This window comes from Kitasatospora sp. NPDC053308, assembly GCF_055585785.1.
Genome location: NZ_JBVJJY010000008.1, coordinates 47,526 through 70,594 on the forward strand (window position 1 = coordinate 47,526; position 23,069 = coordinate 70,594).

General features: G+C 74.2%; 17 protein-coding genes. 6 read left to right on the forward strand and 11 right to left on the reverse strand.

Annotation, left to right across the window (positions count from 1 at the left end):
• Positions 1 to 18: 18 nt before the first annotated feature.
• From ACZ6Y7_RS19645 to ACZ6Y7_RS19675, 7 genes are all read right to left on the reverse strand, one after another.
• On the reverse strand, positions 19 to 1,134 hold the full coding sequence (locus ACZ6Y7_RS19645; protein ID WP_465759170.1) for a glycosyltransferase: 1,116 nt from the start codon (positions 1,132 to 1,134) through the stop codon (positions 19 to 21).
• Positions 1,131 to 1,991 carry a polysaccharide deacetylase family protein gene (locus ACZ6Y7_RS19650; protein ID WP_465759171.1) on the reverse strand — a complete coding sequence of 287 codons (861 nt, stop codon included), beginning with the start codon at positions 1,989 to 1,991 and terminating at the stop codon, positions 1,131 to 1,133. The genes ACZ6Y7_RS19645 and ACZ6Y7_RS19650 overlap by 4 nt, the downstream gene beginning before the upstream one ends.
• On the reverse strand, positions 1,981 to 3,720 hold the full coding sequence (locus tag ACZ6Y7_RS19655; RefSeq protein ID WP_465759172.1) for a lipid II flippase MurJ: 1,740 nt from the start codon (positions 3,718 to 3,720) through the stop codon (positions 1,981 to 1,983). The genes ACZ6Y7_RS19650 and ACZ6Y7_RS19655 overlap by 11 nt, the downstream gene beginning before the upstream one ends.
• Positions 3,717 to 5,027 (reverse strand): O-antigen ligase family protein, encoded by a 1,311-nt coding sequence (locus ACZ6Y7_RS19660; protein WP_465759173.1) that lies wholly within the window; start codon positions 5,025 to 5,027, stop codon positions 3,717 to 3,719. The genes ACZ6Y7_RS19655 and ACZ6Y7_RS19660 overlap by 4 nt, the downstream gene beginning before the upstream one ends.
• Before the next feature lie 5 nt (positions 5,028 to 5,032).
• On the reverse strand, positions 5,033 to 6,556 hold the full coding sequence (locus tag ACZ6Y7_RS19665) for an exopolysaccharide biosynthesis polyprenyl glycosylphosphotransferase (RefSeq protein ID WP_465759174.1): 1,524 nt from the start codon (positions 6,554 to 6,556) through the stop codon (positions 5,033 to 5,035).
• Between the two features lie 392 nt (positions 6,557 to 6,948).
• Positions 6,949 to 8,103 (reverse strand): glycosyltransferase, encoded by a 1,155-nt coding sequence (locus ACZ6Y7_RS19670; protein WP_465759389.1) that lies wholly within the window; start codon positions 8,101 to 8,103, stop codon positions 6,949 to 6,951.
• A gap of 320 nt (positions 8,104 to 8,423) precedes the next feature.
• Positions 8,424 to 8,864 carry an SRPBCC family protein gene (locus tag ACZ6Y7_RS19675; protein WP_030285618.1) on the reverse strand — a complete coding sequence of 147 codons (441 nt, stop codon included), beginning with the start codon at positions 8,862 to 8,864 and terminating at the stop codon, positions 8,424 to 8,426.
• A gap of 91 nt (positions 8,865 to 8,955) precedes the next feature.
• On the opposite strand from ACZ6Y7_RS19675, the gene ACZ6Y7_RS19680 reads away from it, so the two are divergent.
• Entirely contained in the window at positions 8,956 to 9,855 is a 900-nt protein-coding gene (locus tag ACZ6Y7_RS19680; RefSeq protein ID WP_465759175.1) for a HipA family kinase, read from the forward strand.
• On the opposite strand, the gene ACZ6Y7_RS19685 is transcribed toward ACZ6Y7_RS19680, so the two are convergent.
• The 4 genes from ACZ6Y7_RS19685 to ACZ6Y7_RS19700 form a co-directional block, all read right to left on the reverse strand.
• Entirely contained in the window at positions 9,852 to 10,229 is a 378-nt protein-coding gene (locus ACZ6Y7_RS19685) for a hypothetical protein (protein WP_465759176.1), read from the reverse strand. The genes ACZ6Y7_RS19680 and ACZ6Y7_RS19685 overlap by 4 nt on opposite strands.
• Positions 10,230 to 10,416: 187 nt before the next feature.
• Positions 10,417 to 11,907, reverse strand: coding sequence for a S8 family peptidase (locus ACZ6Y7_RS19690; RefSeq protein WP_465759177.1), 1,491 nt, complete (start codon positions 11,905 to 11,907; stop codon positions 10,417 to 10,419).
• A gap of 220 nt (positions 11,908 to 12,127) precedes the next feature.
• Positions 12,128 to 13,330: an amidohydrolase family protein gene (locus ACZ6Y7_RS19695; RefSeq protein ID WP_465759178.1), complete on the reverse strand. Its 1,203-nt coding sequence runs from the start codon at positions 13,328 to 13,330 to the stop codon at positions 12,128 to 12,130.
• 3 nt (positions 13,331 to 13,333) lie between these two features.
• Complete coding sequence (locus tag ACZ6Y7_RS19700) at positions 13,334 to 14,800, reverse strand: type I glutamate--ammonia ligase (protein ID WP_465759179.1); 1,467 nt, start codon at positions 14,798 to 14,800, stop codon at positions 13,334 to 13,336.
• A 587-nt stretch (positions 14,801 to 15,387) separates the two neighbouring features.
• Here ACZ6Y7_RS19700 and ACZ6Y7_RS19705 point away from each other — a divergent pair.
• The 5 genes from ACZ6Y7_RS19705 (at position 15,388) to ACZ6Y7_RS19725 (ending at position 23,069) form a co-directional block, all read left to right on the forward strand.
• Positions 15,388 to 17,163, forward strand: a complete 1,776-nt coding sequence (locus ACZ6Y7_RS19705; protein ID WP_465759180.1) for a 3-hydroxyacyl-CoA dehydrogenase family protein — start codon at positions 15,388 to 15,390, stop codon at positions 17,161 to 17,163.
• A 242-nt stretch (positions 17,164 to 17,405) separates the two neighbouring features.
• Positions 17,406 to 18,326, forward strand: a complete 921-nt coding sequence (locus ACZ6Y7_RS19710) for a TetR family transcriptional regulator (protein WP_465759181.1) — start codon at positions 17,406 to 17,408, stop codon at positions 18,324 to 18,326.
• 378 nt (positions 18,327 to 18,704) lie between these two features.
• The gene (gene ccrA, locus ACZ6Y7_RS19715; protein ID WP_465759182.1) at positions 18,705 to 20,042 is read left to right on the forward strand and encodes a crotonyl-CoA carboxylase/reductase; all 1,338 of its coding nucleotides are present in this window, start codon (positions 18,705 to 18,707) and stop codon (positions 20,040 to 20,042) included.
• A gap of 10 nt (positions 20,043 to 20,052) precedes the next feature.
• Complete coding sequence (locus tag ACZ6Y7_RS19720; protein WP_465759183.1) at positions 20,053 to 22,080, forward strand: protein meaA; 2,028 nt, start codon at positions 20,053 to 20,055, stop codon at positions 22,078 to 22,080.
• A gap of 26 nt (positions 22,081 to 22,106) precedes the next feature.
• Positions 22,107 to 23,069 (forward strand): HpcH/HpaI aldolase/citrate lyase family protein, encoded by a 963-nt coding sequence (locus ACZ6Y7_RS19725; RefSeq protein WP_465759184.1) that lies wholly within the window; start codon positions 22,107 to 22,109, stop codon positions 23,067 to 23,069.

The following is a 23,069-nucleotide window of genomic DNA, read 5'->3' on the forward strand; positions in this document are numbered from 1 at the left end:
TCCGGCGGCGGCGGGCGGTCAAGCGCGGGCCAGCCGGTCGTAGAGGGCGCCCAGGTCGGCGGCGACCCGGGCGATGTCGTAGTGGCCGACGGCCGGCGGGTGCGGCAGCGGGTCGGCGGTGTGCTCGCTCAGGTGCCGCAGGTCGCGCAGCTCGGCCGCGTAGGCGGCCGGCTCGGAGGGGATGCGGCGGGCCTGCGGGGCGGCCCGGGGCGGCAGTTCGTCGAGCGCCGGGCAGGCGCTGTGCCGCACCGGCAGGCCGGCCGCGAGGCCCTCCAGGACGCCGAGGCCGAAGGTCTCCGCGGTGGACGGCGCGGCCAGCACGTCCAGGGCGGCCAGCAGCTCGGGCACGTCGTCGCGCTCGCCGGTGAGCACCAGCCGGTCCCGGACGCCGAGTTCGGCGGCCCGGCGTTCCAGCCCGGTGCGCTCCGGGCCCTCGCCGACCAGCACCAGCCGGGTGGCCGGGTCCAGCTCGACGAGTGCCTCGACCAGCACCTCGAAGCGCTTGCCGGGCACCAGCCGGCCGACCCCGCCGACCACCCAGCTCTCCTCGGGCAGGCCGAGTTCGGCCCGCAGTCGGCGGCGCGCGGCGGTCCGCTCGACGGGCGCGAGCCGGTAGCGGCCGCTGTCGATGCCGTTGGGGATCAGCTCGATCCGGGCCGGCGGCACGCCCCAGGAGCGCAGCGTCTGGGCGACCTGGCGGGACACCGCCACGGTGGTGCTGCCGAGCCGCTCGGCCGCCAGGTAGAGGCCCTTGACGCCGCGGGTCACCGGCCTGCCCTCGATCACCCCGGCGTGCAGCGAGTGCTCGGTGGAGACCACCGCGCGCACCCCGGCCAGCCGCGCGGCCAGCCGGCCGTACAGCTGTGCCCGGTAGAGGTGGGTGTGCACCAGGTCGTAGCGGCCGGCCCGGACCAGCCGGACCAGCCGGGGCAGCGCCCGGAGGTCCCGGTTGCCGCGCATCCCCAGGTGGTGGACGGTGACGCCGTCGGCCCGCAGGGCGGCGGCGACCGTGCCGGGGTTGGTCAGGGCGAGCACCTCGCACTGCTGGTGCGGCGGCAGGTGCCGTAGCAGCAGGTGGAGTTGGCGCTCGGCGCCGCCGGAGGCGAGCCCGGTGACGATGTGCAGCACCCTCATGGCAGGCGCTCCCGGCGCTCCCGCCGCGCGCGGCGCAGCTCGGTGACGGCGTCGCGCAGCCGGTGCCGGCCCTTCTTGGCGCGCAGCCGCCAGGCGCCGTCCCGGTCGCCGACGTAGCAGCGGGGCAGCGCGAAGCGGCCGGTGAGCGGGGAGTGCGCGATGGCGCAGGCGTAGTCGTACCCGGCGTCGCGGACGGCCAGGGTGGCGGGCAGGTCGACGGCGCCGTACGGGTAGCAGAAGCCGGTGACCGGGCCGCCGACGACCTCCTCCAGCAGGCGCCGGCTCTCCCGGGCCTGCACCGCGAGCGCCTCGGCCGGCAGTCCCGGCAGCGCCTGGTGGCCGAGGCCGTGCGAGCCGATCTCCCAGCCGGCGGCCGCGAGTTCGGTGACCTCCTGGACGGTGAGCAGCTTCTTGCGGGGGCCCTCGACGTCCCAGTCGTTGGTGCGGCCGAGCAGGTCGGCGACCACGTACGCGGTCGCGGTGAAGCCGTAGGCCTGCAGGATCGGTACGGCGTACCGGGCGAAGTCCGCGTAGCCGTCGTCGAAGGTGAGGCCGACCAGCTTCTCGTCCCGGCCGAGGGCGCGGGCCCGCATCAGCTCGCGGACCGAGACGCCGCGCCGGCCGCGCCGGTGCAGCCAGGCGATCTGCTCGGCGAACCGCTCGGGGCTGACGGTGAGCCGGTACGGGTCCTCCTTCTCGACCGCCACCGAGTGGTACATCAGGATCCACGGCGAGGAGGGGCCGGGGATCGGCGGTTCGCCGACCGGGTGGCGACTCCTCGGCAGTCGCGCCCGGTGCGGCGGGGCGTTGCTGACGCCCGCCCGGGCCGAACGGACGGTGCCCCGTTCATTGTCCATGGGGACGCTTCCCTTCTTCGGCGACGGTGGCGACGGTTGGCGGGTTCAGGGCCCGGGCGGCGGCGAGGACCGGGCCGCGCACCTCGCGGGCACCGAACCCGGTGCCGAGGGCGGCGAAGGCCAGTGCCACGGTCAGGCCCCCGAGGAGGGTCGAGAGCAGGGGGTCGGCGACCAGTCCGGCGGCGGCGGTGCCCAGCAGGGTGGCCCCGGTGGCGGCCGCCACCAGCCGGCCGTGGCCGCCGAGGACCCGGCGCAGCCGCAGCGGGATGCCGCGCAGCACCAGGCCGCGCAGCAGCAGCGCGGCGGTGGTGGTGATGCCGGCCGCGTTGCCGGCGGCGAGCCCCAGGGCGCCGAAGCGGGGCGTGGCGAGCACGCCGGTGGCGACGGTGACGCCGAGGCCGAGCACCATCACCGCGGCCGGGTACCAGTCCAGCAGCCGGCGGCGGCCGTCCTCGGGGCCGGGGTCGTCGGCCCGGCGGACCACCGGGCGCAGCGAGAAGTACGGGCGGATCATCACGCCGATCAGCGCCTGGGCGGGCAGGCCGAAGCTGTAGACCCGGATGACGTCGGCGGTGGCGGCGGTGTCGCGCGGGCCGAAGGCGCCGCGCTCGAACAGCAGCGAGACGACCGAGGGGGCGCAGGCCATCAGGAAGGCGGTGCCGAGCAGGACGACGGCCGCGGCCTGGCCGAGGTCCTTCTCCACCCGGTCGCGGGCGGCGGCGAGGTCCCCGGCGGCGAGCGCCCGGGCGACCAGCGGGAAGGTGACGGTGCAGATCAGGATGCCCGCCGTCATGGCGAGCTGGGAGACCTTGGCGGCGTAGTTGAGGTGCGAGATGGTGCCGGGCGGAAGTGCCGAGCCGAGGTAGCGCTCGACGAAGACCTGCGACTGGCGGGTCAGGGTGAAGGCGGCGACGGGCAGCAGGGCGAGCGGCATCAGCACCAGGGCCTTGCGCGAGCGGCGGCCGCGAGCGGCGGCCGCGCTCTGGCCGCGGCGCAGCCGGCGCAGGAACGGGCCGACCAGCAGGCCGGCCATGAGCAGGCTGCCGGCCGCGACGCCGAGGGCGGCGGAGCGCACGCCGAGCGCGGCGTGGAGGGCGAGCAGGACGGCGAGGATGCCGAGGTTGTAGACCACGTAGATGCCGGCCGGGGCGGTGAAGCCGTGGTGGGCGCGCAGCGCGGCGGCCAGGTAGCCGGCCACGCCGAAGGGCAGCACGGTGACCGCGGTGATCCGGGTGCAGGTGACGGCGAGGCCCGGGTCGGGCAGGCCGGGGGCGAGCAGCTCGACGAGCTGCGGGGCGCCGAGGGCGGCCGCCAGGGCGAGGCCGCTGAGCCCGAGCAGCAGCCAGGGCAGCGTGGCGCGGACCACCTGGCGGACCGGGTCGGGGGCGTCCGGATCCTCCTCGCGCAGGACCAGGGCCAGCGCGAAGGCGGGCACCATGAGGAAGGACATGGCGTCCTCGATCAGCAGCGGTGCGGCCGTCTCGGGGACGGTCCAGGCGACCAGGAAGGCGTCGGTGCCCTGGTTGGCGCCGAAGTAGCGGGCCAGCAGGAGGTCGCGCAGCAGGCCGAGGCCGGAGCCGGCGGCGCTGAGCACGGCGGTGATGCCGAAGGCCCTGGCGAGGAAGCCGCTGCGGGGCGGCGGGTCGGACGCGGGGCCCGGGTGCCGGCCGGGGGCCGGGCGCGGGGCGGGGAGGGGGGCGGCCAGCGCGGCCGGCCGGTCGGTGCTCACCGGTGCGCCTCCCCGGCGGCGGCGCGGGCGGCGAGGCCGAGGACGACGGAGGTCAGCACGGTGGTGGTGCCGCCGATGTCGGCGTACAGGTAGTCGACCAGGACCCACACGAGCAGGGCGAGCGCCGCGAGGCCGATGCCCCGGGAGCGGCGCAGGCAGCCGATCAGGAGGGCCAGGAAGAGCGCGGCGTAGGCGGTGATGCCGATCAGGCCCTGCTCGCTGAGGACCAGGAAGTACATGTTGTGCGGGGAGAGCAGCGGTTCGCGCTGGAAGCCGATGGTGGCGTCGGCGGCGTCGCTGCCGGAGGACAGCCGCAGCGGGGCGTGGCTGTCGCGCAGCTGCTGGAAGGCCTTCGGTCCGGCGCCGTGGACGGGGTGGTCCTGCCAGATCCGCCCGGCGGTGGCCCACAGGTCGTAGCGGTCGGAGACCGACTGGTCGGGGGCGGCGGAGACGGAGCCGATCGAGCTGAGCCGCTGGGTGATCCCGGAGCCGCCGAGGCCGAGGCCGCCGACCAGGACGACCGCGGCGGCCAGCCCGAGGACGGCGCTGCGCACGGCGAGCCGGGCGTCCGCGCGCAGCAGCAGCACGGCGGCGGCGACGCCGGTGGCGATCCAGCTGCCGCGGCTGAAGGAGACGGCGAGCGGGAAGGCGAGGAAGGCCGCGGCGGCGGACATCGACCACCGGAACCGGGCGTCGCCGCCGGGCCCTCGTTCGCCGAGGGCCAGGGCCAGGGCGGCGAGCAGTCCGAAGCTGACCACGGTGGACATCGCCATGATGTCCAGCGCGCCGAAGGTGCCGACGGCCCGGATCGGCTGGCCGGTGTAGGAGGCGCCGGTGTGGGTGAGGTACTGCTTCGCGCCGACCGCGCCCTGGATCAGGGCGGCGAGCACGAAGGAGCCGAGGACCAGGCGCTGGTCGGTGCGGTCGCGCAGCGAGCAGAGCACCGCGGCGGGCACCAGCACGAACACCTGGACCAGCCGGACGAAGCCGGTGACGCTGGTGGCCGGGTCGATCGAGCCGACGGTGGCGACGGCGGCGGCGGTGACGATCCCGCCGAACAGGGCGCAGGTGGTCCGGTCCACGGCGGGCAGCCGGCCGCGCAGCAGGTCGAACGCGGTGAGGGCGACCAGGGCCAGCGAGGCGAGGTCGGCGGCGGTGATGTGGACGGCGGCGGTGACGTCCTTCTCGCCGGTCGGGACGCAGACCAGCAGGACGGTGGCGGCGGCGAGCAGGCTGGGCCGCTCCGCGAGCGCGGGCAGCGCCCGCCGTAAGGCCGGTCGGGGAAGGGCCGTGAGGGTCAGGGCCACGCGGGTCAGCTCCCGTCCGGGTGGAGCAGCAGGACCGCGGTGCGGCACAGGATCTTGATGTCCTGCCAGAAGCTCCAGCTCTCGATGTAGCGGTTGTCGAACCGGGCCCGGTCCTCGATGGAGGTGTCCCCGCGCAGACCGTTGACCTGGGCGAGGCCGGTGAGGCCGACCGGGACGCGGTGCCGGTCGGCGTACTCGGGGTAGGCCTGGCCGAACCGCATGACGAAGTACGGGCGCTCGGGGCGCGGGCCGACCAGGCTCATGTCGCCGCGCAGGACGTTCCACAGCTGCGGGAGTTCGTCCAGGGAGCTCTTGCGCAGCAGCCGGCCGACGGCGCCCATGCGGTGGTCCTGGGAGATGTTCCAGCGGGTCGCGGACTCGTGCTCGTTGCTGGGGCGCAGGGTGCGGAACTTGAGGACGGTGAAGACCTTGCCGTCGAGGCCGGTGCGCTGCTGGCGGAAGAGCACCCCGGGGCCGGTGTCGAAGCGGACGGCGAGGGCGCAGAGCCCGAGGACGGGGGCGAGCAGTAGCAGGCCGAACGCGGCGGCGGTGATGTCCAGGGCGCGCTTGGCGGCCCAGCCGGGGCGGCGCGTCGCCTGGCGGCCGACCGGAAGGCAGGGGAAGCCCCACAGGTGGTCGCCGCCGGCGATCGGGGCGACGGGCAGCGAGCCGAACTCGCGCAGGGCGGGCACCAGCCAGACCTGGCAGCCGAGCCGGGCGGCCTCGCGCAGGGCGGCGGCGGTCTCGGCCTCGTCGGCGGCGCCGGCGGTGGCGACCACGTGCTGGATCCGGTGCCGGCGCACCTCGCGCTCCAGCACTTCGCGGCCGCCGAGGACGGGCAGGCCGGTGTCGCCCGCCAGCGGCGGCGGGTCGGAGTCGAGGAAGCCGATCGGGCGCATCCCGTACTCGCCGTGCTCGCGCAGGGCGGCGGCGACCCGGCGGCCGAGCCCGCCGGCGCCGAGCACCAGCACGGGGCTGGGGCGGCTGCGGCGGATCCGTCGGACCAGGTGGTAGAGGACGGCGCGGCCGACGGCGGCGATCAGCAGCTGGGCGCCGAGCAGGACGGTGAGGCGGGCCGGGGTGGCCGGGCCGCAGTCGGGCCAGCGGCCGCCCAGGCAGCCGGACAGGGTGACGGCGAAGGCGGCGGCGACCACCGCCCGGGCGGCCAGCGCGGGCAGTTCGTCCAGGACGGACAGGGTGAGCCGGGCGCGGTAGAGGCCGCCGGCCAGGTTGAGCAGGAGCAGCAGGGGCAGGACGGCGGGGACGCCGAGCAGCGGGTCGAGCGGGGCGGACGGGTCGATGGCCCGGTTGGCGATGCCGGTGGCGGAGCAGAGCGCGATGGTGTCGGCCTGGACCAGGGCGAGTGGCAGGGCCAGCCGGCTGCGGACCGCCCCGCGGTGCCTGCGTGCTGCCGGGACCGCCCGGTCGTGTGCCGCTCCCGCCGGACGGTCGAGCAGCCCGGTGCCCTGCCGGCGGGGTCCGGACAGGGGCACGCCCGATCGCGGCACACTGTCGTGGTCAATGGTCATCAGCGCACGATCTCCCCTGCTGTGTGCCCGGGTGACGGTGCCCCGGCACCGGTTGGCGCGGGGCGTCCGTCCCGGCCCGGTGGGCGCGGTCCTGACAGCACCTGCTGCCGCTGGCGGCTTTCGGATGTCCCGTGGCGGGGCCGATCGCTATGAGGCCGGTCGTGGTGGATCCGGTCGCGAGCGGCTCAGCCGTGAATTCCCGGTATGGAAACTGAACGAAGCAGGCAAAATCCGACAATACCGAACGTGGTCCTGCGGGCTGGAAGGTGACTTGCCATTTCATTCCAGCCGCCCATTAATAGGTATTTCGGATTTGACGCCTCGTCCCCATCCGGTTGAGGGTGCGAATACGACAGCGCCGGAGCGGCGGGCATTCACGGCATGTGAAACGATCAGATCCGCTCTGGGACACGGGCCCGGCGCCGCCGCGCCGACGGTCCGGCACCCAGCAGGTGGCGGTAGAGGACGTCCACCTGTTCGACCACGGTGCGCACGTCGTGCCGGGTCACCACGTGGTCGCGCAGCCGGGCGCCGCGTCGCTCGCATTCGATCGGATCGGACAACGCTTCCGCCATTCGGGTGGCGAGGGCCGCCACGTCCTCGGGCGGGACCACCGCGTGCTCGCGCACGGCCGGCGGCAGGCACTCCCGGGCCCCCGGCACGTCGGTCAGCAGCACCGGACGGGCGGCCGCCATCGCCTCCAGCGGGGCCAGCGCCATCCCCTCCCAGCGCGAGGGCAGCACCACCAGGTCGGCCGCCGCCAGCCACGGGCGCGGATCGGCGACGTCCCCCACCAGCCGGACCCGGGCGGGCTCGGCGGTCTCCCGGACCAGCTCCGCCACCCGCTGTTCGTCCGGCCCGCCGCCGACCAGCGCCAGCCGGGCCTGCGGCACCCCGCGCAGCACCTCGGGCCAGGCGGCCAGCAGCACGTCCTGGCCCTTCTGCCGGCACAGCCGCCCGACGCAGACCGCGAGCGGGGCGTCCAGCTCCAGGCCGAGGGCGATCCGGGCGGCCCGGCGGTCGGCGGGCGCGTAGTGCCGGACGTCCACGCCGTTGGGCACCACCGCCCAGTCCGCGTGCACCCCGGCGGCCACGCCGTCGGCCCGCTCCTGAACGCTGACGCAGAGCAGCCGGTGCGCCCAGCGGGTGGCGAAGCGCTCCCAGCGCAGGGTGGCGGCCGCCAGCGGGCCCTCGACGGCGGCGAAGGACCAGGCGTGCGGCTGGAAGACCGTCGGCACGGCGCCGCGCACGGCCAGCCGGCCGGCCAGCCCGGCCTTCGCGCTGTGCAGGTGGACCACGTCGGGCGCGGCCGCCCGGACGATCCGGCGCAGCCGCCAGGCCTCGGCGGCGGTGTGCGGGCCCGGCGAGCGGCCGGCCGGCCAGTCCTGGACCAGCGCGCCCACGGCGGCGGCCTCCTCGGCCAGCCGCCCGCCGCGCGGACAGGCGACCAGGACCCGGTGGCCGGCTTCCCGCTGCCCCCGCACGAGGTCGGTCACGACGCGGGCGACCCCGCCGTCCACCGGTTGCGAAATGTGAAGGATCGTCATATGCACGGCGGCGAGCCTAGGGTGGCTCCCCCGTGCCGGGCGGCCCTCGTCACCCGGAGGTGGCGGTTCGGCCACCCGTACGGCTTTTGTATCGCACGGGCGGCCGAACCACTCGAATTCCCTGGCGATTCAAGCGCGTTGACGGGTTCGTGCGCTCGGATGCCCGGTTTCGCCCGCCCGTCGCCGGCCGCTTCCGGCGCGCGGGGCGCGCTTCGACGGGCTTCGACGTGCTTCGACGGACCGTGGCCGGCCTGGGCGGCCGGGCGGCCCTGGGCGGGCTTTGGCGGGTGCCGGCCGGCTTTGGCGGGTGCCGGCGGGTGTCAGCGGACCTCGGCGGCCAGGTTGGCCAGCACCTGGTCGTGGATCCGGTTCAGGCCCTTCGGGGCGAAGGTGCGCTCGAAGAAGCCGCCGATGCCCGTCGCGCCCTGCCAGGTGGCGGTCACGGTGACCTTGGAGCGGCCCTCGCCGGCGGCGGCGACGGTCCAGGTGATCACCATGCTGGAGTTGGCGTCCTTCTCCACCAGCTGGTCGGGCTTCGGCGCCGAGACGGTGAACAGGCAGTCGCGCACCCGCTTCTCGGTGGCCTGCAGCTTCCAGTGCACCTGGGTGCCGGCGCCGGTGCCGCCGACCCGGACCTCGTACTCGCTGTACTGCGCGGGCAGCAGCTTCGGGCGGGTCACCTGGTAGTCGGCCAACGCCTCGTACACCCGCTCGGGCGCGGCGTCGTAGACCCGCTCGGTGGTGGCCTGCACCTGTCCCATGACCTTGCTCTCCTCGTGTGGTGGGTAGCGCTCTCACCGGCAAGCCAACCACAGGGTCACGCCCGCGACACGGCGGGATAGGGTGACGGGTGTGCTCGATCTGGTGACTGCAGTGCGCTACGTCGACCCCCTGCGGGCCGGCGGCTCGGTACCGGGCGTGGTGGAGACCGACGACCTGGGAACGTACGTGGTCAAGTTCACCGGGGCCGCGCAGGGCCGCAAGGCGCTGATCGCCGAGGTGATCGTCGGCGAACTGGCCCGGCGGCTGGGGCTGCGGGTGCCGGAGCTGCGGCTGGTGGACTTCGACCCGGCCGTCGCCGCGGACGAACCGGACACCGAGATCCAGGACATGCTCAAGGCCAGCGCGGGCCTCAACCTCGGGATGGACCTGCTGCCCGGGGCGCGGGACTTCCGGCCCGGGACGATCGCGGTGGACCCCGCCGAGGCCGGCCGGGTGGTCTGGCTGGACGCGCTCACCGGCAACGTCGACCGCACGGTGCACAACCCCAACCTGGTGGTCTGGCACCAGCGGCTCTGGCTGATCGACAACGGCGCCGCGCTGGTCTTCCACCACCGGTGGGCGGGGGCCGAGGCGTCGGTCGGCAAGCGGTACGACCTCAGCGCGCACGCGCTCGGCGGCTCGGCACCGGACGTCCGGCTGGCCGACGAGGAGCTCGGCCCGCTGGTCACCGTGCCGCTGCTGGAGGAGGTCGTGGCGCTGGTCCCGGACGAGTGGCTGGCCGACGAGCCGGGCTTCGACTCGGTGTCCGCCGTCCGGCACGCGTACGTCGCCCACCTGGCGGCCCGGGTGGTGCTCTCGGAGGAGTGGCTGCCGGAGGGGTTCGCCACGCCGGCGCAGCTGCGGGAGGCCGAACGGCGGCGGGCGGCCCGGACCAGGGCCGGGCGCCCGGCCTGGCTGCGGGAGGTGCCGGACCTGCACGGGAAGCCGTCGGTGGAGACGGTCTGGGAGCCCCACGTCGGCGAGGACTAGCCGATCACGGGGCGCAGCCATCCGACGTACTCGACCGAGGTGCCGAGCAGCAGTCCAGCCATGAGCAGTGCGGCCACCACGGACGGGTTGGTGCGGCCGACGGCCGGGGCGAACAGCGCGACCAGCACGGCGGCGACGGCCGCCCCCAGGACCGGGCCGGCGGCCAGCGTCAGGAGCAGCAGGAGCGCCGAGCCCGGCGTCGCACCGGCGGCGAGCCCCATCACCCCGGCCACCAGGCCGGTCAGCGCGAACCGGACCAGGACTGGTGCGGCGGCCAGGAACTCCGCGGCGGCGAGCGCCAGCCAGGGCCAGTGCCGCGCACCCGCGGTGCTCCGACGGGCCGGGGCCTGCCGGCCGGGGAAGGTCTGTGCCATGCCGCTCAACTCCTGGGGTGACTCCGTCGGTGACGGAACCATCGTGGGCGGCGGCGGGGGTCGCGGGCCTGAGTACGGGTACTCAAACGCGACCGGGGAGCGGGACCCAGTGGGCCCGCTCCCCGGCTCAACGATCAGGTGGTGCGGTGGTGGTGGGGGTGACGGCCGGCCGAGGGCCGGGGCAGCGTCAGCGCCACCACTGGACCGCCTTCTCGGCGTTGATGATGCCCGCGCCGTAGAAGCCGTTGTCGTCCGCGCCGCCCTCACAGGTGGCCTTCCACTGGCCGGTGCCGCCCGGGTTGAACTCGCCGGTCGGGCACGGGTGGGACTCGGCCTGGCTGGTGAGCATCTCGGTCAGCTCCTCCGGGCTGGCCCACGGGAAGGTGCTGGCGAGCAGGGCGACCACACCGGTGGTGTGCGGGGAGGCCATCGAGGTGCCCTGCATGTAGCCGTACTTGCCACCGGGGATGGTGGACAGGATGCGGCCGTCCTTGTCCGGGGTGTCCGGCAGCTGGAAGCGGCGGTCGCCGCCCGGCGCGGCGACGGTCACGACGCCCTTGCCGTAGCTGGAGTAGTACGACTTCTGGCCGTTGACGCCCACGGAGGAGACGGCGATGACGCCGGGCAGCTCGGTCGGCAGCGACAGGCAGTCGTTGGTGACCGGGCGGGTGCCGGGGGTGGTGTCGTCCGGGCTGGAGACGTCAGTGGTCTTGTGCGCCAGGTCGATGTTCTCGTTGCCCGCCGCGGCGACGTTCAGGACGCCCTTGCGCTGCGAGAACGCGACGGCCTTGCGGACGGCGGCGGTGATGGCCGCCTGGTCCTTGTCGTTCGGGCAGTTGAACATCCACGGGTCGATGTAGTAGCTGTTGTTGGTCACCTTGAACTGGTGCTCACCGGCCCACACGAAGCCGCAGATCGCGTACTCCGGGTAGATGAACCCGGCGTCGTCCACGACCTTGACCGCGGCCAGCTTGACGTTCGGGGCGATGCCGACGATGCCCTTGCCGTTCTTGGCGGCGGCGATGGTGCCGGCCACGTGGGTGCCGTGGTCGCCGTCCGGGCCCGGCTGCCAGGCCTTCCAGTCGGTGTTCGGCTTGCCGCCGTCGATGCAGGAGACCGACTGCGAGGCGTCCACGTTGGCGGCCAGGTCCTCGTGCGTGGCGTCGATGCCGGAGTCCAGCACGCCGACGGTGACGTTGCGGCTGCCGAGCGAGAGCTTGTGCGCCTTGTCGACACCGATCTGGCGCATGTCCCACTGGTTGGCCTCGTACGGCTCCTGGCCGGGCGCGGCGGTGCCGGTGGGCTCGGCGGCGACGTCGGCCTTGCCCTGGTCGGCGGCGGTGATGCCCTTGGTGCGGCTGGCGCCGACGGAGTCGACGCCCTTCGCCAGGCGCAGCTTCTCGGCGAACTTGGTGTCGGTCGAGCGCGCGATGACGACGCCGATCTGCTCGTACGAGTAGACCACCGTGCCGCCGAGGCTCTTGACGGCCTGCTCGACCTTCTGCACCTGGCCGTGGTTGGCCTTGGTGTTGACGACGTAGCTGAGCAGCGGACCGGTCGTGGAGTCGGCCGTGGGAGCCGCGACGGCGGTGCCGGCCGGGAGCGCGAGGGCGCCGGCGGTGGCGAGCACGAGGCCCACCGCCGCGTACCGGGTCCGGCTGATCCGAGGAACTCTCATTGGGGTTGGCCCTCCCGAGTCGTCATGCGGGCAGCTGCGGTTGGCAGGTGCACCGGGAATGACCGGGACGCTAATGAATATTCGATGAGATGCGCAAGAGGTAGTCATCTAATCGTCACATCTTGACCAGCAGCGGATGTCAGGAGTCCGCAGGTCAACAAGAAGAACAGGTTCAAGATTGTTAAAAAGTGATGGTTCGCCGACGTGCGACAGTCACGCGCTACAACGCGTACAGCCGACGTGCGTTGTCCGCCCCGACCAGCCGCGCCAGCCGTCGGGCGTCGGCCGCGGAACACGCACCGCCGGCCTGCCAATCGTCCAGCAGCAGGCCCAGTCCGTACCGGAACTGACAGGTGCCCACCAAGAATAGTTCGGGTAGCCCGTAAGCGTCCGTGGAGAACAGCAATTTGCCGAACGGCGCCAGTTCCAGCATCTCGCCCAGGACCGCCGCCACCCGGGGGCCGGTGTAGGAGGCCGTCAGCCCGAGGTCGGTGAAGACCGTCGGAAAAGCCTGGGCGAGCCAGGCGGCCTGCCGGTGGTACGGGTAGCAGTGCAGCAGCACCAAGGGGACGCCACTGGGCTCGGCGGCGCGCACGAAATCCGTCAGCAGCGACGGGTCGGCCCGGTGCAGGGTGAGGTCGGGATCGCCGAAACCGGTGTGGAGCTGGATCGGCAGCCCGAGCTCGGCGCAGACGTCCACGGCCGTCCAGAGCAGGTGGTGCAGCAGGACCGGGTCGCTCAGCCGGCCGCGCCCCTCGCGCAGCCGGGCGCCGGCCGCGGTCACCACGGCCGCCCGGGACGGCCGTTCGGCGGGTGCGGCCAGACCGTGCCGGTAGGCGAGCACCGACTTGACCGCGACGGCCCGGCCGGCGGCGGCCGCCAGGGCTTCGGCGACGGCCCGCGGCCAGTCACCGGCTCCGCTCTCGACCGTCTCGGCGACCGACTCCAGCCGGACCACCTCGCGCACCGTCGCCCCGGTGGCCCCGGCCAGTTCGCCCAGCGGCAGCAGCGGCAGGCCCGCCGCCGCGGTCAGCCCGGTGTCCACCAGGCAGGTGTCCAGACCGGCCGCGGCGAGCAGCCGACCGGTCGCCTCGGCGGCGCCCAGCTCCCGCCGCCGGGCCAGGTAGTCGGCGGCCGGGGCGTGCGCCGGCAGGCCGAGCGCGGGCGGGCACCAGCGCCGGACGGCGAGGCCGAGCGCGCTGTCGAAGGGCGAGCAGCCGGGCGCGGGCGGCCGGTCGGACTCGGTGAGCAGCCCGGCCAGGGCCTCGTCGGTGAGCTCGCCCGCCACCACGCTGTGGCAGTGGTGGTCGACCAGCGGGACCGGGCCGAACGGTTCGACGGACCCGCCCGGCACGACCGGCTCGCCCGCCCCGGGCACGGCGGGCGGCTCGGGCGGCGGCGAGGCCGGCTCCGACCGGGGCACCGGTCAGTACCGCCAGCGGGTGGCCGTGGCCAACTCCTCGGCCGTGGCGGCGGCGTACTGCTCGCTCTCGGCCCGGCGCACCGCCAGCACCGCCTGGTAGAGCGGCTCGCCGAGCGCCTCGCGCAGCACCGCCGAGCGCTCGTACGCGGCCAGCGCCTGCGCCGGGCTCTGCGGCAGCCGGGGCACCGTGCCGGGTTCGGCGGCGGCCGGATCCCCGGTGAACTCCGGTGGCAGCGCGCGCCGTTGGTCAAGACCGGCGAGGCCGGCCGCGATCACCGCGCCGACCGCCAGGTACGGGTTGGCGCTGGCGTCGAAGCACTTGACCTCGGCGTTGGCGGCGGCGGCCCGCTCCCCGGTGGAGCCGGTGACCAGGCGCAGCGCGGCCTCGCGGTTCTCCAGCCCCCAGCACTGGTAGGCGCCGGCCCAGTGCGAGGGCACCAGCCGCAGGTACCCGGCCGGACTGGAGCAGCCCAGCACCAGCAGTTCGGGCAGTGCGTCGAGCACCCCGGCGAGGAAGCCCTCGGCCTCGGCCGTCAGGCCGTGCGGCCCGGGGCCGCCGTGCCCGAGGTTGAGCCCGTCCCGCCAGAGGCTGAGGTGCAGGTGCCCGCCGTTGCCGACGGCGCCCGCCTCGACCACCGGCGCGAAGGAGGCCCGCAGACCGTGCTTGGCGGAGACGGCGCGGATGGTGTGGCGGACCAGGACGGAGGTGTCCGCGGCGCCGACCGGGCCCTCGGGGGCGACCGAGACCTCGAACTGGCCCGGGGAGTACTCGGGGTGGATCTGCAGGACCTCCAGGCCCTGCCCGCCGAGGGCGCGCAGGACGTCCCGGAGGTAGTCGGAGAGGTCGGTGAGCCGGTGCATCCCGTACGCGGGGCCGTGCGTCGGGTACTGCGGCGCTTCCTGGGGGCCGCCGGCGAGGGCGACCACCCACTCGACCTCGATGCCGGCCTTGAGGATCAGGCCGCGCTCGGCCGCCGCGGCCTGGGCCCGGCGGGCGAACAGCCGCTGGCAGCCGGGGTGCGGGGCGCCGGCCTGGGTGTACCTGTCCCCCGGGGCCCAGGCCCAGCCGGGCTGGGCGGCCAGCGGGACGATCCGGTCGAGGGCGGGGTAGAGCCGCAGGTCCCCGGTGGGGCCGCCGATGATCGGGCTGGTGGTGATCGCGTCGTCGGCGAGGAACACGTCGAAGCAGGGCGCCGTGCCGACGCCCCACTGCGCGGCGTGCGTCAGGCCGCCGAGCGGCACGGCCTTGACGCGGGTGACGCCCGCGTTGTCCACCCAGGTGACGGCCACCGCCTCGACGGCGGCGGTGCGCAGCCGGTCGACGGCCTCCTCCGCGCGCTCGGCCCGCTCGGCGCGCGGGGGCAGCGCGACGGCGGCCGCGGGCCCGGCGAGGTCGAGCGGCCCGCCGGAGCCGGACGGCTGGGCGGGCCCGGACGCGGTGGCGCCGGCGGTGGCGGTGTCGAGGGTCATGTCACCATGCTGCCCCGGTGGCCGGGCCCGTGTAACTCCCCTATCGGGTGGTCCAAACGGAAGCCCGTCCACCCGGTCACCCGTTCGGGGCGAACCGGGCCGTCGGCTCCCCGGCGGTGATCCGCTCTGGGGCGTCCGGGGCGGCGGCCGCCCCGGCGCCCGGGCGGTTTCCCCGGTGCCCCGTTCTTTCGGCCGCCGCCCTCTTCCTACCGGCGAGTAGCTTCGCTACAGTGGCCGGACGCACCACCGCCGGGCTTCGGGAGCCGCACCGGCGGGAGTCTGCGGTCGCCGTGTCTGCGGCGCTCGCGCGGTGCGCTTTCACCGGCCGGTGCCGCGGACCGCGGCGGGCCGGGTTCCTCCTCGTATCAGAGCCGCTTCCTTCACCTTCGAGCGCCTGAGCACCACGGCACACCCGCAGTTCGGCCGGAGCGGACCGGCCGCTGCCCGGGTGGGCCGCACCCCGTCATCTCCCCAAGCCCCCGCGCGTGGACCCTCCCCCGGCGGCGGCCGTCCCCGGCGTGCGTCCGGGCGCGGCGGCGCGCCCGCCGGGGCACGCGCGGGCCCTTCATGACTAGGAGTCAGGACAGATGGAGCGTCCCTTCCCCGCCGTCGCCGTGGTCGGCCTCGGCACGATGGGTGCCGGCGTCGCGGTGGCGGTCGCCAAGAGCGGCCGCCGGGTGATCGGCATCGAGGCCACCGAGGACTCGGCCGCCCGGGCGCTGGCCCGGATCGAGGAGGCGACCGCGCACGCGGTCGACCGGGAGCGGCTCACCGCCGAGGAGCGCAGCGGGCTGCTGGCCCGGATCTCGGTCGGGCACGAGCTGGCGGCCGCCGCCGAGGCGGACCTGGTGATCGAGGAGGTGCCCGAGCAGCTGGAGCTGAAGCGGGAGGTCTTCGCCGAGCTGGACCGGATCTGCCCGGAGACCACCGTGCTGGCCACCGGCACCACCGCGCTCTCGGTCACCCGGATCGCCGCCGCGACCGCCCGCCCGGAGCGGGTGCTGGGCCTGCACTTCTTCAACCCGGTGCACACCATGAAGCTGGTCGAGGTGGTCCGCACCGTGCTGACCTCGCCGCAGACCGCCGAGGACGCCGCCGCCTTCGCCCGGGACCTCGGCAAGGAGCCGGTGGCCGCCGGCGACCGGGCCGGGTTCGTGGTGAACGGCCTGCTGTTCGCGTACCTGAACCAGGCCGCCGCGATGTACGAGTCCAAGTACGCCTCGCGCGAGGACATCGACGCCGCCATGCGGCTCGGCTGCGGCCTGCCGATGGGCCCGCTGGCGCTGCTCGACCTGATCGGCATCGACACCGCGCGCACCGTCCTGGAGGCGATGTACGAGCAGTCCCGGGACCGGCTGCACGCCCCCGCCCCGATCCTCGGCCAGCTGGTCGCGGCCGGGCTGCTGGGCCGCAAGACCGGCCGCGGCTTCTACGCCTACGAGGCACCGGGCTCGTCCAGGGCCGTGGACGCGGTCACCGGGCCCGCCCGGCCGAAGGTGCCCGGTCGCGCGGTGCGCACCGTCGGCGTCTGCGGCTCGGGCACCATGGCCACCGGCATCGCCGAGGTCTTCGCCAAGGCCGGGCACCCGGTGCTGCTGGCCGCCCGCAGCCAGGAGAAGGCCGACCGGGCCAAGGCGCAGCTGGCCAGGTCGCTGGAGCGTTCGGTCGCCAGGGGCCGGATGTCCGCCGAGCAGCGGGACGCCGCGCTGGCGCTGGTCACCCCGGTCGGCCAGTACGCCGAGCTGGCCGAGGTCGACCTGGTGGTCGAGGCGGTGGCCGAGGACCTGGCGGTCAAGCGGGAGCTGTTCGCCACCCTGGACAAGATCGTCAGGCCGGGCGCGGTGCTCGCCACCACGACCTCCTCGCTGCCGGTGATCAGCTGCGCGACCGCCACCTCGCGGCCGCAGGACGTGATCGGCATGCACTTCTTCAACCCGGCGCCGGCCATGAAGCTGGTCGAGGTGGTCTCCACCGTGCTGACCGCGCCCGAGGTCACCGCCACCGTGCTGGACCTGACCGCGAAGGTCCGCAAGCACCCGGTGGAGTGCGGCGACCGGGCCGGCTTCATCGTCAACGCGCTGCTCTTCCCGTACCTGAACGACGCGGTGCGGATGCTGCAGGAGCACTACGCGACGGTGGACGACATCGACACCGCGATGAAGCTCGGCTGCGGCTACCCGATGGGCCCGTTCGAGCTGCTGGACGTGGTCGGTCTGGACGTCTCGCTGACCATCGAGCAGGTGCTGCACCAGGAGTTCCGCGAGCCCGGCCTGGCCGCCGCGCCGCTGCTGGAGCACCTGGTCGCGGCGGGCTGCCTGGGCCGCAAGACCGGCCGCGGCTTCCGCGACCACGCGCGCCGGTGACCACGCCGCAGGCCGGGGGCGGCCGGTACGGGCCCGGCACGCCCGCCGGGCCCCCGCCGTACGGCGGTGCGGCCTACGGCAGCGGCACGGCTCCGGCCGGGGCCGCGCCCGGCGCGCGGCCCGGCTGGAGCCCCGGGACGGTCTCCGCCCGCTGGCCCCGGCCGGCCGTGACGGGACCGGTCGCCCCGGTGCGCCGGGGAAGGCCCGCGGCCGTGCCGCCGGGGCCGTGTAGCGTTCCGGACATGGATCGGGTTCAGTCAGCCTCCCCGCAGCACCCCGCCGGTTCGCACGGCGCCGACCGGCCGGCCCCCTCGACCGGGAGCACCGGGCCGGAGGCCGCGCCGGGCAGCCGCCGGGCCGCGGCGCAGCGCCAGCAGATGCGCCAGGACCTGGCCACGGCCGCGATGGAGCTGTTCGCCTCGCAGGGCTACGAGGAGACCACGGTCGACCAGATCGCGGCCGCCGCCGGGGTGGCCCGGCGCACCTTCTTCCGGTACTTCCGGTCGAAGGAGGAGGCGATCTTCCCGGACCACGACGACACCCTCGTGCGGGTGGCCGACCTGCTGGCCAGCGCCGAGCCGGAGGAGCACCCGCTGGACGTGGTCTGCCGCGGCATCAAGGAGGTGCTGCGGATGTACGCCTCCACCCCGGGGGTGTCGGTCGCGCGGTACCAGCTGATCCGTCAGGTGCCGGCGCTGCGCGAGCGGGAGATCGCCGTGGTGGCCCGCTACGAGCGGCTGTTCACCCGCTACCTGCTGGGCCGGTTCGACACCGGCGAGTCCATCCCGTCCGGCTGGCAGCGCGGCGGCGAGGACGACTCGATGCTGGCCGAGGTGTCGGCGGCGGCGGTCGTCGCGGCGCACAACCACGTGCTGCGGCGCTGGCTGCGGGCCGGCGGCCGGGGGGACGTGGAGGCGCAGCTGGACCACTCCTTCGAGGTGATCCGGCGGACCTTCTGGGCCTCCAGTGCCCCGGGTGCCAGACGCCGGGGATCCTTGGTGGCACCCGGTGCCAGTGGGATGCCCGGTGACCTCGTGGTGGAAAGCGCACTGAGTGCCAGTCCCGGAGGTGAGGTGCTCATCACAGTCGCCCGGACGGACGCTCCGCTGGACGTCGTGGTGGACAGCATCCGGGCGGCCCTGAGTGGCGCCCGGGAGTCATAGCGCCAGCGTTTACGCAGGTCAGAGCGATGCGAAAGGCCCGTGCCGATTCCCCGGCGCGGGCCTTCCGCATGCCCGCACAGCGCGCGTAGAGCGACGTTTCGACCCGTTTCGGACCGCCGGAATTCCTGACACCCGGTGTCTTTACGAGTGGCACAGGGTGCCACTACCTTGTTACCCACCAGTCGCGGCGCCGCGGCTCCCCACCTCGGCGCGCCTCGTCCGGCGTTCCCACACCCCGGGAACGGAGCCAGCACCGCCCGGTCCGCACCGGGCGCCCAGCCCGACCCACCCACCACCCACCTCAGCGAAGCCGGTGTCCGCTCCCGGTTCCCCCAGACGCCCTGTGACCCTCACACAGGTACGCCTTCGGAGGCAGCCATGCAGGAAATCCTCGACGCGATCCTCAGCACCGACAGCACGTCGGCGGACTTCGCGGCGATCAAGCTCCCCGAGTCCTACCGAGCGGTGACGCTCCACAAGGACGAGGAGCAGATGTTCGCGGGCCTCGACAGCCGCGACAAGGACCCCCGCAAGTCCCTTCACCTCGACGAGGTCGCCCTGCCGGAGCTGGGCCCCGGCGAGGCCCTGGTCGCCGTCATGGCGAGCTCGGTGAACTACAACACCGTGTGGAGCTCGATCTTCGAGCCGGTCTCCACCTTCGGCTTCCTGGAGCGCTACGGCCGGCTGTCGCCGCTCACCAAGCGCCACGACCTGCCCTACCACGTGCTCGGTTCCGACCTCGCGGGCGTGGTGCTGCGCACCGGCGCCGGCGTCAACTCCTGGAAGCCGGGCGACGAGGTCGTCGCGCACTGCCTCTCGGTCGAGCTGGAGTCCCCGGACGGCCACAACGACACGATGATGGACCCGGAGCAGCGCATCTGGGGCTTCGAGACGAACTTCGGCGGCCTGGCCCAGCTCGCGCTGGTGAAGACCAACCAGCTGCTGCCCAAGCCGAAGCACCTCACCTGGGAGGAGGCCGCCTCCCCCGGCCTGGTCAACTCCACCGCCTACCGCCAGCTGGTCTCGCGCAACGGCGCCGGAATGAAGCAGGGCGACAACGTGCTGATCTGGGGCGCCAGCGGCGGCCTCGGCTCGTACGCCACCCAGTACGCGCTGGCCGGCGGCGCCACCCCGATCTGCGTGGTCTCCAGCGAGGCCAAGGCCGAGATCTGCCGCGCCATGGGCGCCGAGGCGATCATCGACCGCTCCGCCGAGGGCTACCGGTTCTGGAAGGACGAGCACAACCAGGACCCGCGCGAGTGGAAGCGCCTGGGCTCCAGGATCCGCGAGTTCACCGGCGGCGAGGACGTGGACATCGTCTTCGAGCACCCGGGCCGCGAGACCTTCGGCGCCTCGGTGTACGTCACCCGCAAGGGCGGCACCATCGTCACCTGCGCCTCCACCTCCGGCTACATGCACCAGTACGACAACCGGTACCTGTGGATGTCGCTCAAGCGGATCGTCGGCTCGCACTTCGCGAACTACCGCGAGGCCTTCGAGGCCAACCGCCTGATCGCCAAGGGCAAGATCCACCCGACCCTGTCCAAGGTCTACTCCCTGGAGGAGACCGGGCAGGCCGCCCTGGACGTGCACCACAACAAGCACCAGGGCAAGGTCGGCGTGCTCTGCCTGGCCCCCGAGGAGGGCCTGGGCGTGCGCGACGAGGAGCTGCGCGCCAAGCACCTCGGCTCCATCAACCGCTTCCGGAACGTGTGAGACGGATCCGATGACCGAGCCCCGGAAGCGCGACCGCCCCTGGCTGATGCGCACCTACGCCGGCCACTCCACCGCGAGCGACTCCAACGCGCTCTACCGGCGGAACCTGGCCAAGGGCCAGACCGGCCTGTCCGTCGCGTTCGACCTGCCGACCCAGACCGGCTACGACTCCGACCACATCCTCGCCCGCGGCGAGGTGGGCCGGGTCGGCGTCCCGGTCGGCCACGTCGGCGACATGCGCACCCTGTTCGACGGCATCCCGCTCGAACAGACCAACACCTCCATGACCATCAACGCCACCGCGATGTGGCTGCTGGCGCTCTACCAGGTGGTCGCCGAGGAGCAGGGCGCGGACATCGCCAAGCTCACCGGCACCACCCAGAACGACATCGTCAAGGAGTACCTGTCGCGCGGGACGCACGTCTTCCCGCCCGGCCCGTCGGTGCGGCTGATCACCGACATGATCGCCTACACCGTCGGCAACATCCCCAAGTGGAACCCGATCAACATCTGCAGCTACCACCTGCAGGAGGCCGGCGCCACGCCCGTCCAGGAGATCGCGTACGCGATGTGCACCGCCATCTCGGTGCTCGACGCCGTCCGCGACTCCGGCCAGGTGCCGGCCGAGCGGATGGGCGACGTGGTCGCCCGGATCTCCTTCTTCGTGAACGCCGGCGTGCGCTTCGTCGAGGAGATGTGCAAGATGCGCGCCTTCGCCCGGCTCTGGGAGAAGGTCACCCTGGAGCGCTACGGCGTGACGGACCCGAAGCAGCGCCGCTTCCGCTACGGCGTCCAGGTCAACTCCCTCGGGCTGACCGAGGCCCAGCCGGAGAACAACGTCCAGCGGATCGTCCTGGAGATGCTGGCCGTCACCCTCTCCAAGGACGCCCGCGCCCGGGCCGTCCAGCTGCCCGCCTGGAACGAGGCGCTCGGCCTGCCCCGGCCCTGGGACCAGCAGTGGTCGCTGCGCATCCAGCAGGTGCTGGCGTACGAGTCGGACCTGCTGGAGTACGGCGACATCTTCAACGGCTCCGAGGTGATCGAGGACAAGACCTCGGCGCTGCTGGCCGGCGCGGAGGCGGAGATCGCCAAGGTGCTGGAGATGGGCGGGGTCATCCCCGCCGTCGAGTCCGGCTACCTGAAGTCCAACCTGGTCGCCTCGCACGCCGCCCGCCGGGCCCGGATCGAGTCCGGCGAGGACAAGATCGTCGGGGTCAACTGCTTCGACACCACCGAGCCCAGTCCGCTCACCGCCGACCTCGACACCGCGATCATGGTGGTCGACCCGGCCTCCGAGCGGTCCGTGCTCGCCGCCCTGGAGGCCTGGCGCGGGCAGCGCGACGAGGCCGCCGTCCAGGCGACGCTGGCCGAGCTCAAGGCCGTCGCCGCCACCGAGGCCAACCTGATGCCGGCCACGCTGGCCTGCGCCCGGGCCGGCGTCACCACCGGCGAGTGGGCCTTCGCCCTGCGCGAGGTCTTCGGCGAGTACCGCGCCCCCACCGGCGTCGGTGGCGCCCCCGTCGCCGTGGCCGCCGAGCCCGGCGGGGAGCTGGAGCAGGTCCGCGCCGCGGTCGCCGCGACCGCCGCGGAGCTGGGCGCCGGCAAGCTGCGCCTGCTGGTCGGCAAGCCCGGCCTGGACGGGCACTCCAACGGCGCCGAGCAGATCGCCGTCCGGGCCCGCGACGCCGGGTTCGAGGTGGTCTACCAGGGGATCCGGCTGACCCCGGAGCAGATCGTCTCGGCCGCCGTCGCGGAGGACGTCCACTGCGTGGGCCTGTCCATCCTCTCCGGCGCGCACTGCGAGCTGGTGCCCGACGTCCTCAAGCGCCTGGAGCGCGCCGGGGTGCAGGATGTCCCGGTGATCGTGGGTGGCATCATCCCGGCAGCGGACGGCGAGGCCCTCAAGGCCGCCGGCGTCGCCGCCGTGTTCACCCCGAAGGACTTCGGCATCACCACCATCATCGGCCGGATCGTGGACGAGATCCGGCTGGCCAACGAGCTCCAGCCCTGGACGCCCGCACCCGCGACCACCAGCTGACCACTGGGAAGGACAGAACCACCCCCATGACAACCGTGAACCGCCTGCGCCCGCGCCGCTCCTGCCTCGCCGTACCGGGCAGCAACCCGCGCTTCCTGGAGAAGGCCCAGGGCCTCCCGGCCGACCAGGTCTTCCTCGACCTGGAGGACGCGTGCGCCCCGCTGGTGAAGGAGAGCGCCCGCCACAACATCGTCGACGCCCTCAACAACGGCGACTGGGGCGGCAAGACCAAGGTCGTCCGGGTCAACGACTGGACCACCCACTGGACCTACCGCGACGTGATCACCGTGGTCGAGGGCGCCGGCCCGAACCTGGACTGCATCATGCTCCCCAAGGTCCAGGACGCCGAGCAGGTCAAGGCGCTCGACCTGCTGCTCACCCAGATCGAGAAGACCATGGGCTTCGAGGTCGGCAAGATCGGCATCGAGGCGCAGATCGAGAACGCCAAGGGCCTGATCAACGTCGACGCGATCGCCGAGGCCTCGCCCCGGCTGGAGACCATCATCTTCGGCCCCGCCGACTTCATGGCCTCGATCAACATGAAGTCCCTGGTGGTCGGTGAGCAGCCGCCCGGCTACGGCGCCGACGCCTACCACTACATCCTGATGCGCATCCTGATGGCCGCCCGCGCCAACGACCTGCAGGCCATCGACGGCCCCTACCTGCAGATCCGCAACGCCGAGGGCTACCGCGAGGTCGCCGGCCGCTCCGCCGCCCTCGGCTTCGACGGCAAGTGGGTGCTCCACCCGGACCAGGTCGCCGCCGCGAACGAGATCTTCTCGCCCTCGCAGGAGGACTACGACCACGCCGAGCTGATCCTCGACGCCTACGACTACTGCACCTCCGAGGCGGGCGGTGCCAAGGGCTCCGCGATGCTCGGCGACGAGATGATCGACGAGGCCAGCCGCAAGATGGCCCTGGTCATCGCCGGCAAGGGCCGGGCCGCCGGCATGGAGCGGACCACCAAGTTCGAGATCCCGGAAAGCTGA

What these genes read in the sequence shown, in the direction of transcription:
- ACZ6Y7_RS19720 (WP_465759183.1), top strand. Translation starts at nt 20,053, where the DNA reads ATGACCGAGCCCCGGAAGCGCGACCGCCCCTGGCTGATGCGCACCTAC.
- ACZ6Y7_RS19645 (WP_465759170.1), bottom strand. Translation starts at nt 1,134, where the DNA reads ATGAGGGTGCTGCACATCGTCACCGGGCTCGCCTCCGGCGGCGCCGAG.
- ACZ6Y7_RS19710 (WP_465759181.1), top strand. Translation starts at nt 17,406, where the DNA reads ATGGATCGGGTTCAGTCAGCCTCCCCGCAGCACCCCGCCGGTTCGCAC.
- ACZ6Y7_RS19650 (WP_465759171.1), bottom strand. Translation starts at nt 1,991, where the DNA reads ATGGACAATGAACGGGGCACCGTCCGTTCGGCCCGGGCGGGCGTCAGC.
- ACZ6Y7_RS19690 (WP_465759177.1), bottom strand. Translation starts at nt 11,907, where the DNA reads ATGAGAGTTCCTCGGATCAGCCGGACCCGGTACGCGGCGGTGGGCCTC.
- ACZ6Y7_RS19705 (WP_465759180.1), top strand. Translation starts at nt 15,388, where the DNA reads ATGGAGCGTCCCTTCCCCGCCGTCGCCGTGGTCGGCCTCGGCACGATG.
- ACZ6Y7_RS19675 (WP_030285618.1), bottom strand. Translation starts at nt 8,864, where the DNA reads ATGGGACAGGTGCAGGCCACCACCGAGCGGGTCTACGACGCCGCGCCC.
- ccrA (WP_465759182.1), top strand. Translation starts at nt 18,705, where the DNA reads ATGCAGGAAATCCTCGACGCGATCCTCAGCACCGACAGCACGTCGGCG.
- ACZ6Y7_RS19670 (WP_465759389.1), bottom strand. Translation starts at nt 8,103, where the DNA reads ATGACGATCCTTCACATTTCGCAACCGGTGGACGGCGGGGTCGCCCGC.
- ACZ6Y7_RS19685 (WP_465759176.1), bottom strand. Translation starts at nt 10,229, where the DNA reads ATGGCACAGACCTTCCCCGGCCGGCAGGCCCCGGCCCGTCGGAGCACC.
- ACZ6Y7_RS19665 (WP_465759174.1), bottom strand. Translation starts at nt 6,556, where the DNA reads ATGACCATTGACCACGACAGTGTGCCGCGATCGGGCGTGCCCCTGTCC.
- ACZ6Y7_RS19725 (WP_465759184.1), top strand. Translation starts at nt 22,107, where the DNA reads ATGACAACCGTGAACCGCCTGCGCCCGCGCCGCTCCTGCCTCGCCGTA.
- ACZ6Y7_RS19700 (WP_465759179.1), bottom strand. Translation starts at nt 14,800, where the DNA reads ATGACCCTCGACACCGCCACCGCCGGCGCCACCGCGTCCGGGCCCGCC.